The following is a 14234-nucleotide window of genomic DNA, read 5'->3' on the forward strand; positions in this document are numbered from 1 at the left end:
ATCTAATACGACATGATTCAACAAATGACGACAAATTATCCCATGGAAAACAAGTTTCTCGACAAGATAGAATAGAAAATGCTGGTTTAAAATTGAAAAGGAGGTAAAAACGATTTCCATTGATTACTTCATTACATCATTAAATTAAGACCTACTAAATCGTATAAAAGGAAGGAAGAATCGATTGAAGAGCAAATGGATTAAAGTGACATCGATTGTTTGTGTATTGGCAACATTGTTTTCAGGTAGTCTTACTTCCCTGGCGAGTCCGATTATAAGTAACAACAATAGTCTCCAGAGTAAAGATCAATCCTCAGTAAATCAATCTGTGTATCAAACTGTTTATCAATCTCAACCTACATTACAGAAGTTCAGTTACTTGGTGACTCTAAAAGATGGGGTGGATACGGAAAGATTTTTAGGAAAAAAACAATACAAAAATCAAAAAATCAAGAAATCAAATGAGTCTAGGACGATTGGAATAGAATTGAATTCCAATGATGTGGAAGACCTTAGTAAGGACTTGGATGTAGCTATTATTGAGAAAAATCCCCTACTAAAAATACCTTTAATTTCTCCATTAAGGAACGGTCATCCAGATGCTGAGCAATTGAAGACTGATAAGCAAATAACACCATGGGGTATTCATGCAATCGGTGCCGATCTTGCTATTGAAAAGAAATTTGAGGGCAGTAACATAAAAGTAGCCTTGTTAGACACAGGTATTGGGTCTCATCTTGATTTAAATGTAAAAGGCGGTATTTCATTCGTAGAAAATAATCGATCCTACGTGGATGATAACGGCCATGGTACACAAGTAGCAGGAACATTAGCTGCAGTGAACAATCATTTTGGAGTTGTAGGAACGGCATCAAAAGTAGATCTATATGCTGTAAAAGTACTTGATAGTAGCGGAGTAGGCGATTATGCACAAGTTATTCAGGGAATCGATTGGGCTATTCAAAATAAAATGAACATCATATCCATGAGCTTTGGTGGCAGTGAAGACAGTAAAGCTCTCCATCAAGCTATCAAGCGTGCAATTGATAAAGGAATATTAGTCATAGCTGCTGCCGGGAATAACGGTTCAAGTACAGAGAATCCATTATATCCGGCACGTTTCTCTGAAGTCATATCGGTTGGTGCCGTAGATAAGAACCTTCAAAAGGCCTGGTTCTCCAGTACAGGAGAGAAGATCGATTTAATGGCTCCAGGTACTGATATTTTAAGTACTTCTATGGATGGTCAATATAGTGTTATGTCGGGCACTTCAATGGCTGTACCACATGTAACAGGTTCTGCAGCTGCACTATGGTCTGTTCATCAAAAATGGAATAACAGTGATGTTAAAAACAAGTTAATAGAGACGGCTACCAATTTAGGAGATGTACGTTCTTACGGTCATGGTTTAGTAAACATGGCTAGAGCTTTAAATCTAATCGAGGGTCCTGTACCATTGAATACTCGGATTTCATCAAAAAATGTACTGGATAAAAGTCGGGTTGAAACAGATAAAACTTTGCTTGGACTCGGGAATCGACTTCTTTATCTAAGTGAAAAAGCCTACAAACAAAATAATATGGAGTTGTTCAAAACACTGACTACAAGCTATTATGATCTACTCCAAAAAAATGTTTCTCTACATAAAGCAAATAGCAGTAATGGGGTTTCAAACACTACGATAAAAGAATCTGTGTATGGAGTGGTGCATACTTCATCTGAAAAAAATGAGTATGATCAATTAATACAAGAGTATGAGACGGTCATCGGTCAATATGATCATAAACCTCAACGAAGAATGAGCATTACTGCACAATCGATTACATATCCGGCTATAGGATTGGATACACCTTTTTTACAGGACAACAACGTTGGAACTAATTTCGAATTTACGCCTCCATCAACAGGTGTATATCAATTTATTTTGGAACCCATAGATAAAGAGAGCAGTATGGATATTACCTGTGATATGGTGACCCCACAAGGAGATTGGGTTTATCATGATTATAGTTATATCCATAATAAAACAATTGTAACGGTAAGTCTTGAGGGAGGCATTACGTACCCTATTGAAATAATGACAAACATGTCAGATCCAAGATCACTCGTAACTGTAAGCAAGAAACCAATTATTGATTTGAATCTACCTATCGATGTCTCATTACCAGAAGGACAGTTTACAGTTTTTAAATTTACACCTACACAATCATTTGATTATACCTTTAAAACGATTGGATACGGTGGCTTTAGTCCATATGGAAGTGATTCTCTGATTGGGTTGTATACCGATGCGAATTTATCTAACCTAATTACTGCTAGTGAAATGGAGTTATCCTATTTTTTAAATACGGGAGTTACGTATTATATTAAACTGGCCCCTTTAAATATGGATGAAATAGTGCACACAAGAATACAAATTGTATCCAATAGTAATAATGTGCTTTTAGTAGATGCACCCACAGATGTAGATAAACAAGGTACAGATACTTGGATATTAAATTTTATTCCCCCCACGACAGGAAACTATAATATAGCTACGGATTACTTTGGTGGTATAGAGACGGATAGAACCCCACCATATACAGTAGTCAGTGTGTATGATGAGACATTATTCCAGCTGTTTGGGTGGGGTTATGGGAGTGTGAATGATTTACATTTAGATGGTGGGCGAAGTTATTATGTGAAAATAAAAGTCTATACGCCACAGGTAAAAGTAAGGGTTGCGGTAACTCTAAAAGATACAGCTGTTGACGAAGTGCAACCCAATACAGCAATAGATGTTATGAAACCGTATCAAGTAGTGGCCCATTACAAATTTACTCCTGGTACCTCGGGAAAGTATGTATTCTGGACTTCATCGTATGGGGATCAAGGAAGTGAAAATGATACGATTCTTGAGATCTATAATAACCCGACGTCTTCAAACTTATTGGCCACCAATGACAACTACAACAGTACCCGTTTTTCCCGGGTAGAAATGGACTTACATGCATCGACCCCCTATTATATCTCGTTGAGATCTAATGAGGCACTACAAGCAAGGTTTATGGTTGCTGCATTAGGTGATTCATTAAAACCAACCAATTTAACCACAATGAACATAGATAATACCAGTTTACTATTAAGTTGGAAAGCGGCGTTGAATAAAGGGAATGTAAGTAATTACAATATTTACAACGGGGCGTCACTGATCGGAAGTGTGGGCGACAGCACGACCACGTACATTGTTACAGGCTTGAACACGAACACGAATTATAGTTTTACGGTAGAAGCAAAGGATACGACAGGGAATATATCGGTTGTAAGCAATGCAGTCAGTGCAATTATAGACACGCAAGCACCGACTGTACCAACTAATATAGCCGTTAGCGGTACAACAGGAAGTACAGTAACACTGACATGGACAGCTTCTACGGATAACGTAAGTGTGAGTGGTTACGATATTTACAACGGTGACAGGCTGACCGGAAGTGTAAACGGTAGCGTGACCACGTACACGATTACAGGATTGACTGGGAATATGAGTTATAGCTTCACTGTAAAAGCGAAGGATGCTGCAGGTAATATATCCGCAGCTAGCGATGCAATCAGTGTCTATGTTGATAACCAACCACCCAGTGTACCGACAAATCTATCGTTAATAAGTTATACTCCCAATAGTGTAATTATGACATGGTGGGGATCAATAGATAATGTTGGGGTAACGGGTTATGATGTGCTTGTAAACGGTCAAGTATACGTTACCAATTATGGAGCTACCAACTTTACAGTAAGTGGATTGAACGCAAACACGACATATAGTATTACAGTGAAAGCAAGGGATGCAGCGGGTAATGTATCGGCAGCCAGTAATGCACTCAGTGTCTATATAGATACCCTGGCACCAAGTACACCAACGAATCTATCGTTATTAAGTTATACTCCCAATAGTGTCAGCGTGGCATGGGCCGGGTCAACAGATAATGTTGGTGTTACGGGCTATGATGTGTTTGTAAACGGTCAAGCTATCGTTACCAATCATGGAACTACCAGATACACTGTGAATGGATTAAACGCAAACACGACATATAGCATTACAGTGAAGGCACGGGATGCAGCAGGTAATGTATCTGCAGCCAGTAATGTATTCAGTGCCTATATAGATACCCAGGCACCAAGTGTACCGACAAATCTAACGCTATTAAGTTATACTCCCAATAGTGCCACAATAGCATGGACGGGATCAACAGATAATGTTGGGGTTTTGGGCTATGATGTGCGTGTAAACGGTCAATTCTTCGCCGTCAATCATGTAGCTACCAGTTACACCGTGAATGGATTAAACGCAAACACGACACTTAGTATCACAGTGAGAGCAAGGGATATGGCCGGTAATGTATCAGCAGACAGTAATGCACTCAGTGTCTATATAGATACCCAGGCACCAAGTATACCGACAAATCTCATGATAGCAAGCCGTACAGTTAATAGTGCTAGCATCACATGGGCAGCATCAACAGATAATGTAGGAGTTACGGGTTATGATGTTTATGTCAACGGTCAAGTAGTCGTCACCAACCATGGAGCTACCAGCTACACCGTGAATGGATTAAACGCAAACACGACATATAGTATCACAGTGAAAGCACGGGATGCAGCAGGTAATGTATCGGCAGCCAGTAAAGCGATCAAAGTTTTTTGGATTACCGCTCCCCATTATGTGTACGATGCTAATGGTCGACTGGATTACATCCAAATGCCTTCAGGGCAAATTATCGATTACCAGTACGATAACAATGGAAATATGACTAAAGTCGTATTACCGTGAATCCATGAAAGAATGTTTCCAAGACGCATCAATAAAACGATCCAAATCCATTGTATGAACCGATAATGATCCCGGAGGTAATTATGTTTAAGAAGCTCACAGCCATATCGCTTGTATTCCTTATTGTATTCAGCCTGGCCACACCTTTGCTAGCCGCCCCAAACCCATCCTTTGAAAAGGATGAAGAAATCGGCTATATTGTCAAATTCAAAGACGGCCCCAAAGGCAACACAGCATTACGTACGATGAATAAAAAGACGGAGAAGGCATTCAGCAATCGTCTGAATGCCCACGCAACGGTGCGTTTAAAGAAAGCTGACCTTGCGAAGCTACAGCAAGATCCCAATGTGGCTTATATCGAACCGGATGGTTACGTCCATAAAACAACGGACCAGATGACACCCAATCTGACACAAATACGCTTGCCGAATGTCACAGATAGTGTATACGGCAGCGTTTATGGTGGTAAAGGTGTGAAAATTGCTGTATTTGATACGGGAGTATCAACAAGTACAGAGGAATTGCGTATTTCAGGAGGGGCTTCTTTTGTTCCCAATGACCCGACGTATAATGATATAAATGGTCATGGTACGCACGCGGCAGGAATCATCGCTGCCTTAAAAAATGACAAAGGAATCGTAGGGATTGCTCCCCAGGCAGACATTTATTCAGTTAAAGTTTTGGATGAAAATGGAGGTGGCAGATATAGTTGGATCATTAGCGCATTAGAATGGGCGATTGACAACCATATGGATGTGGTGTCCATGAGTTTCGCGGGTAATCAATATTCCAGAGCTCTGGAAGAAGCTTCTCAATTAGCTTATGACAATGGAGTTTTACTCATAGCAGCTACAGGAAACGATGGAGTGAATGTGGTTTCCTATCCAGCAAAACTTCAATCCGTAATTGCTGTTGGAGCTGTTGACTCTTTTAATCAGTTAGCTTCTTTTTCAAACACGGGTAATGAAGTCGAGTTGGTCGCTCCCGGGGTTAATATACAAAGTTTGGATTTGAGTGGGCGGATTGTTTCCATGAGCGGTACCTCGTCTGCGGTACCTCATGTTGTTGGGGTTTCTGCATTGATTAAATCCCAATCACCTCATATCAACAATAAAGAGATCAGGAATGTACTGACCAAAACGGCAGAGCGGCTTGGTGCAAATGAGCAATATGGTTACGGTCTACTTAATGCTAGTGCAGCTTTGGATCTGATCAGTCATTCAACACAGAGTAGCAGTCAACAACTAAATAAACAACAATTGAGCGCTACGTACAATACTGCTGAAGATTGGATTCAGCAATGGTTAGATCAGGGCTATACGTTGGATCAAGTTGGACAAGCCTTGCAATTTAAACAAGATTCGGGTAAATCCATAGAAGAATCGCTGAACCATGTCGCGCCAGGTTACGCAAAACCAACGACTCCAGGTAACTCCTCACAGCAGAATTCACCTTCGCCAGAGCCCGATGCGATGCAAGACTACTTCGTCCAAGCAACGGCTCAACCCGAATCATTTTTTGATCCCGACGCTTTTTCTCAAGTTAAAGTGAATGCGGACCAGGCTCCGTACTCGGTGAAAAACGGGAATGAAAATATTTCTACTTTGAGTGGTTCTCTCTCGTTAAGTAATGCTGAATTTCATTTACCAGGAAGAAATGGGTTATCTCTAACCTTGCAACGTATGTATGATAGCTCGTCTTCACTCTATTTCGAGTTGGAAGCTCCTAAACTATACAAATGTGATTGCAAGGTGAGCTTTAATGGCTATTATTATACAGAAAAAATCAAAAATAATGTTGTCATTTCACAGTCCAATCCGATCCCTTATCGATTTAGTTATGAAGATACCTACCGTCTGGATGCAGATCGTCGAATGGATTGGATCAAGAGCCTCGCCGGGCAATTGTTTGATGTTCACACTGATAGTCCGGACTCAAGTGGCACATCAACTAAATATTATAATTACGTAAACACAATGGATCAACTACAACCGGAAGTATATGTTAGATATTTTGGAAACGACCATACTAATTTCGTGCAAAATGATACCTTTAATCTACCGGATGCCGAAAAAATATTTCATCTGGGAAAAGGCTGGAGATGGAACCTCCCTTATCTTTCCATAGATAAGGAAAGAGGGAAGAAGGTTTACCATACAGCTGAGGGCGCATCCTACGAAATCCTGGTTGACATCAATGGAAACGGTAGTCTGCGGGATGCTCAATATACAGATTTGAGATATAACGGCAGTATCGTACATACCTTAACCGGAGTGACTGAAGAATTTGATTATACGACCGGACATATCACAAAAATAAGAGATTTGAATGGCAACACGATTTCATTTACGTATGCTAATCATACGAAGTATGGAACGGTGCTTTCCAAAATTGAAGATGCAATCGGGAATACAATTGAAATCACCTACACGAATACTTCCGTCACCATAAAACAGGGAGACAGTTTCGTCACGTATAATAAAACGAAATCGAACACGACGGCTTCTTACCCCTGGCAAAATATTGACCACGAACTGTTAACCGAAGTTGTGGATCCGATCGGAAGAAAAACGCAGTATACGTACATGAAAAAAAATGGGGGATTTAGTCTTACTTATGGCGGAGGCGCAAATGTCGATTCCGCTTTACTAACACAAATCATTCATCCAACAGGCGGCAAAACGAACTATACCTATGCAAGTGATAGGAAATATTTAGGGGGCAACTATGCAGGATTCTCCTATATTGACTCTCATGTGATCACATCCAGAGAAGATCAAATGCTTACTAACAATGGAAATAGTGAAATTAAAAATCATAGGGAGTTCACTATTCCTGTAGGACCTTCTGATAGAAATGTGTACGGCGACTATACTTCTTCCTCATCAGTATGTGATGGACCCAGTTCGAGTACATGCGTTAACCGGACTACCTACGTGTATAAAAGGAAATATAAAGCGGAAACGAGTTTAATTAAATCACAGAGTGATTATTACAACATACAAACCAGCCAATTTTTAAATAATACGACGGAGTTGCGAACCGATAAAACATATGATGAAACTAATCGGAACCCTTTGCCAGTAACGATCAGTCAGTCAGTCAATGGTAACGATAAAGCGACGACAACAAGAACGTATAATTATCTGGGGCAAGTAACAAGTGAAACGGATGCCCTGGGCCGTACGGCGAAGTATGAATATAACTTTGAAGGTATTCCGACATCTTCACTTATACCGATCAGTGCAACATTAAATTTATACCAATCCTATGTGTTTGATTACAGACGTCAATTGACAAAATTGGTCGCCCGGGAAAACAATCAGGAGGGTAAACTCGTTCAACAAATTGATATTCCGGAACGGGATAGTTATGGCAACATACTGAAGACGGTGGTGAAGGATGATACTCGAAACATCGTCACGACCCGCGAATATAGTACGGATTACCAATCCGGTTTTCCTACCAAACAATCCACATACTTTATCAATGCGAATAATGTGGGTTCCTATAAGGTGGTTCAATCCGAATATGAGATGCTAACCGGTCGAATGAAAAATTATAGGGACGGAAACGGATACAAGACCTCCTATTCCTATGACAAGCTGGGTCGAGTGGTATCTGTAACCCATCCAGATGAATCCGTTGTTAAGCTGGAATATAACGATATCGACAACAAGATCACACAAACGGATGAAACCGGTAAGCAAACCATTGTGACATGGAATCCTATTGGTGAAAAGATACAGGAAGGCATTCTGGATGGAACGTATAAAGCTAAAATCAAATACGGGTATGATGAATACGGACGTTTGCAATGGATGGAAGATGCAGAGGGTAATCGAACCTTGTATGCCTATGATAATCTGAGCCGACAGCACTATGTGATGTTTCCTGGTGGTGGTCAGTCGGAAATGCGATATGATGATGCAAATCGCATGCAAACGTCGATAGACCCCGAGGGGAATGGCATTCGAACAACGGTTGATAAACTGGGACGAGCTATAAAAAGTGAAGAGGTTCGCAATAGTGTAATTACAACACTTGGAAGTACGGAATATAACTATGCGGGACAAGCAATAAAGCAGACGGATGGAAAAGGAAAGTCTACAACCTATGATTACGACACATTTGGGCATTTGCTATCCGTAACGAATCCACTTCTGGAAACAACACGGTATACCTATTCAATGGCTGGGCAATTAACGGAGTTGCAGTACCCAGATGGTAATAAACTTAAGAAGCAGTATGATGAACTCGGACGGGTAATCCGTACGATTGATCCTATGCAACTGCAGCATGTGTATGAGTATGATGGCAATGGGCAAATGACCCGGCACCAGGATCCAAAGGGACAGGTATTCAAACAGACGTATAACAATCGAGGATTCCTGACGAAAGTGGAAGCCCCTGACGAAACTCAGGACTATACGTACGACGCAGCAGGCCGCCGGACCAGCATGAAGGACGCAACCGGCATTACGAGCTACAACTATAAGGCAAATACAAAGGAACTGGAAACGGTCACCTACCCAGATGGGAAAACGATTGGCTATGCGTACGACAGCCGCGGCAACCGGAGCTCGATCCGCGATCCGTTCCAGAACACGTACTATTCGTTTTATGATCAACGCAACCGGCTGCAGGCTGTATCGACCTCATCGGACCGCAATGCAACCGGAGCATACGAGGGCAGCTACAACTATTTTAACAACAATTTGTTAAAGACGATTCAACAACCGGGCAGCCTGACAACGTACACCTATGAGGGAGTCAAGCTGCAAACGTTGAACCAAAATAGCGGCGGTGGAACCAACCAGTACACGTATGGCTATGATGACAATCAAAACATGAGTAGCATCAGTGGAACGCTGGGAGCGAGAAATCCAGTGACTCCGTTTCAGGAATCGTTTACGTATGACGATGTGAACCGGATTGCTACTGCCAGCCAAAGCATACAGGGGCAAACACCGAATCCATTGAAAGAGAGCTATACGTATACGAACCGGGGCAACCGGGAGACGATGCAGTCCAACCGCGGTGTGAATATTTCGGGGGATCAGTATGTGTATGATAGCTTGAACCGATTGAAGCAGGTGATCAAGGATGGGGGCTCGACGATCTCTTACTCGTATAATGGGGACGGGTTGATGGTGGGCCGAACAGAAAATGGGGATACGACGAAGTATTACTACGACGGCAACCAGATTATTGCGGAAGGTTCAGCTAATGGAGCCTTTAAAGCGCGGACAGTTCGCGGACTGGGACTGCTGGCACGACAGGACAATGTGGCCAAGGGCTACTACCTGAGCAATGGACATGGAGATGTAACCGAACTCAGGAGTAGTGCAGGTACTTTACTGAACGCTTACACGTATGACATTTGGGGAAATACGCTATCTGCTCAAGAAGCGATGTCGAATCCGTTTAGGTACAGTTCCGAATACTGGGATACGAGCAGCCAGCTTCAATATTTACGAGCCAGATGGTACGATCCGAGTATGGGGCGGTTTATTAATAAGGATACGTATGAAGGGGATATTAGTAATCCGCTGAGTTTGAATTTGTACACGTATGTAAGTAATAATCCATTGAGGTATACCGACCCTACAGGGCATTGGCAAGATGGGGATGAGTACATTCCTCAAGATTCTGGTGCGTATACAAACATCAAGTTCTGGTCAGCCGTATGGGATACGGCAAACAATGGTGGGTATGAAAATAATTCAAGGATGAAAGATTTATCATCGGAGCAAGCTAGTGTAGCAAGAAATGGATACTGGACTTCATTTGGGGAGAATATTGCAAGTGGCATTGACCAAAATCAGGCTCCTATGTTTGTTGGTGGTGTAGCAGGAACAACAATTACTGTTCCAAGAGCAGGTAGTGAACCTATGTCAAGGGGCGCAGGTCTGGGTTTATTAGGACTCGGTCTCGTAATTGCTGAAAAGATTACCGCTAGTATGGATGAAGTTTCCAATAATAATTCCCAATCATTTATTTTCCGTGATGGTTCAGGAACAAATACTAATCTAACCCCAAGACCAGTAGATACAGGTGGATTGTCTTATTTCACTGCTCCAAAAACAGGTAAGTATACTTTCACTACCTTAGAAGCAGTAAATGAGACAGGAGTATTGAAAGCATTTATTGACAATGCTTCAACAGGTCATGTGAGTGTAATTGCAACAAATCCTGCCCATCAAACTGCTTGGATTGCATCCAGAGCAAATGCTGAAGCTAATCCCTATTACTTGACAACAATTTTGAGGTCAATTTCTATTAAAGGACCATAACAAGAACTATTGGAGGAGAGAATGAGCGAACACCTTTCTTTTATTGAATTGATGGATAACAATAATACTGTAGTTGATTCAAAGCTATTCGTTAATTTTAGGAACTACAGCACGGTTTATTTATCATTAACAGCAGATACCCTTTTTTATGAGAGTCAAGAGAATACTTATTTAGAAGCTTTAGCAACAATATTTCGTCAACTTCCAGAAGGTTACAAAGTGAAGTTACAAAACAGAGTTGCTGTAACTTCGGGAAAGGGAAATCATTTTATTGATATTACTGAGTTAGTTTCATTAACGTATCTTGCTTCGGCTGATGATAGCGTTTTGAGATTTGAAATACAGTGCTTATTTAATGATACTCAATATTCCGCTGAAGCTACTGAAGATTTCTCAATAGCATTACAGAAGTTAAAGAATAAAATGAATGTGAATTTCAATATCTGTGCATTTTGTGAGAATGGAGATTTTATGTCCACTGGTGGGGAGGATTTAAGGCACGGTTGGTATTGTTTAAGAGAAGTAATGCCTCGGGAACGTTTGTTACCTTGGTTTGAAAGAGAAGATGAATTTAAGAAAGCAATACCGAATCTAAGTGCATTTCATTGGTGTCCAAAATTTAGCCTTAGTGATAAAGAGTTCATTTAGCAAGCTGTTTTAAAACCACAATGCCACTGTGCTTGTGGTTTTTTGGACAACAAGAAAAATCGACATTTATGTGCCCGCGGCGGCTAAAGTGAGATATGGAATAGCTTCTTTTCTTTAATGCTGTCCCAAGCAGGATGATACTAAAATCGGGCGTCATCACTTCTTGAGTCAATGCTTCACATTAAGCTATACCATTCACTCGAAGAGAAGTGATACACAAGCACAGGAACTGTACATTAAACAAGGGAAAAGTGTTCTAGTGGCTGGTGTACACAAAAAGGATTTGAAATAAGAAAGTATAAAAAAGTAAATACCAACGGGAAAATGGATCGATATGGAAATAAAACTGGACAAATGTATGCTCGTATGATATAATATAATTTATTTGAATTGGATCGGGAATATGCATATCTAAGAGGATGGTCATTGACCATCTTCTTTTTGTGGTTTCATTTTCTGTAGATAGGAGGATATAAGGTTGAAGGTGCTGGCACATTTCCTTGAATGTACCATAAGCTTGGTCAGCAACTGGGAAAATAATCGCAGCAGCATGTTACAATAGAAAATAAGAAATTATATCGAGTATGTTGATAGAGAATGAGGTTAAAGCATATATGTAACGATCATGCGTGATAATTATAGATCACGTTTATTTGTCGTTTCCGTAAAGATCATGGAGGTATTCAAAATGTTTAATGAAAGAGAATTTTATTACTGTTATTCTACGAACTTGTTTAAGTTCTTGAAGATGGAAAAGAAGATAAATTACAATTGCTCAGGACTACATGAGGTTACATTACGGAAGTTCTGGCAATTCAAGCGTGATGAAGAGTTGAATCAAGCGTTGGTGGAATATAAACAACGTGGCGTGAATATGGGCGTTAGATAAAGCTGGTTCAAATAGGATTAATACTAAGAAGGTTAAATTAAAGGAGATTTTGAATATGAATATGACTGAATTAAGAAAAACTTTATGTGTAAGTGAATTGACTAAGGATGGAAAGCTCCCAATACTTTTTATGCCTAATGAAATATTTAACGATATTAGAGATAACGTTAACGGTACTTCTCAGTTTGTAGCGAGTATATACTGTTGCTATTACTTAGATGTGTTGCTTTATAGGTATGCTATCTATGGTAATAATCATGAAACTTTGAAAATACCAACGTATAAAGAGATTCTTGGCTATCCAAGAAATAGTAGGGTAATTGATCCCATTATCAAAAAAGATGGTCTTTTGAATTTAATGGGCTACACACGACCAGAATCAAATTATCCAATAGGTTGGTCTTTAACAAAAGAGAATGATCCGATTTACGAGCTTGAGTTTGCATTGTTGAAAGATAGAAGGATTGATGAAGATGGTAAGGATCACGGTTACTATCTGCCAGACATGATTATGAAAGCGGTGGCTAACAGAGTGAAAATTCATTATCCTATTAAAGCTTTTGTTAGGCAACATACAGACACCAACGGAGAGAAAAGTGAACTTGGAACATTTTATAGTATTTCACATACGCATGGTATCGAGTTAGAAACATTTTTGAAATGTATGAGCGATCCTGAGTTGGGAGTTGAAGGATTTTACTTGTATGCTCTGATTAAGAGTAAAAGTGATTATTTTCAAGAGTATTGGAATGTAAAATTCGATGATTTAATAAAAATGTCTGGGCTAAAGCCTACTAAATTCAAAGAAGTATTGTTAACATTAAGGGAATATCGAATGATTGATGTTGAAAATATGCCATGGGTTATTGACAGACCATCACATATTAGCACTAAAAGTAATGGATATAAAGCAAACGATTACAGTCAGTTTAAAAGCTTTAAACAACCAGTTGCAAAACCCATAAAAACTAGTTGGGAGCGTTGTATGAGGGACTACCCCGATGCAATACTTAGTCAGTTAAGTCCAGATGAATTAGATGGGATAGAACTACAACTACCTTAATATGAAATTTAAAAACGTCGTTATACGGCTTATATTAAATATACTACCACCCACCTCTAACTCTAGTATATTACAGGGGTATAATATATATTTAATATAAGCCGTATAAACACGTTATTGAAAATCGGAAAGAAAAATATTTCAATAATAGAAATTCATAAGAAATAGTAAAACCTTTTATGATGATTATTTGGGACTACTCTAAATAGAAGGCTACTTATACAAATAAAGTTTCAACGAAAAATTCTTAGTTCTTAAGGATCACATTAACTAAAAATGATTATAGCTATAGGGCTTATTCTTACATAGGATAAGTCCTTTTTTTGTGATTTTCACGATCATTCGCTTACAAAAATGTGGATATCATCTAAGCTCAGCACGCCACCAGACGCTCAGATTTCGTGTTCAGAGTTACTTGGATAAGTGGGAGAGGCTATGTAATGTTGAGGGTGAAAGTAGCCTTCTGATTACAATCAAGGCTATGCTATCATGTGTTGTTTATGTTGATGTCCTAATTAAGCTAACGAGTAG

At 39.8% G+C, this 14234-nt stretch carries 4 protein-coding genes; all 4 read left to right on the forward strand.

The genetic code is table 11. The annotated features are described in order from the left end of the window. The first annotated feature begins 184 nt into the window (after positions 1-184). Positions 185-4807, forward strand: a complete 4623-nt coding sequence (locus tag LRL21_RS42480) for a fibronectin type III domain-containing protein (protein ID WP_240421799.1) — start codon at positions 185-187, stop codon at positions 4805-4807. Between the two features lie 83 nt (positions 4808-4890). Beyond that, the gene (locus LRL21_RS42485) at positions 4891-11103 is read left to right on the forward strand and encodes a S8 family serine peptidase (RefSeq protein ID WP_240421800.1); all 6213 of its coding nucleotides are present in this window, start codon (positions 4891-4893) and stop codon (positions 11101-11103) included. A 21-nt stretch (positions 11104-11124) separates the two neighbouring features. Next, entirely contained in the window at positions 11125-11751 is a 627-nt protein-coding gene (locus LRL21_RS42490) for a hypothetical protein (protein ID WP_240421801.1), read from the forward strand. Positions 11752-12695: 944 nt separating this feature from the next. Beyond that, positions 12696-13703: a hypothetical protein gene (locus LRL21_RS42495; protein ID WP_240421802.1), complete on the forward strand. Its 1008-nt coding sequence runs from the start codon at positions 12696-12698 to the stop codon at positions 13701-13703. Positions 13704-14234 lie beyond the last annotated feature (531 nt).

The organism is Paenibacillus periandrae, assembly GCF_022458865.1.
Lineage (GTDB): Bacteria > Bacillota > Bacilli > Paenibacillales > NBRC-103111 > Paenibacillus_S > Paenibacillus_S periandrae.

Bases quoted from the DNA above. Each gene is read 5' to 3' on its own strand.
- LRL21_RS42485 (WP_240421800.1), top strand. From the start codon at position 4,891: ATGTTTAAGAAGCTCACAGCCATATCGCTTGTATTCCTTATTGTATTC.
- LRL21_RS42490 (WP_240421801.1), top strand. From the start codon at position 11,125: ATGAGCGAACACCTTTCTTTTATTGAATTGATGGATAACAATAATACT.
- LRL21_RS42495 (WP_240421802.1), top strand. From the start codon at position 12,696: ATGAATATGACTGAATTAAGAAAAACTTTATGTGTAAGTGAATTGACT.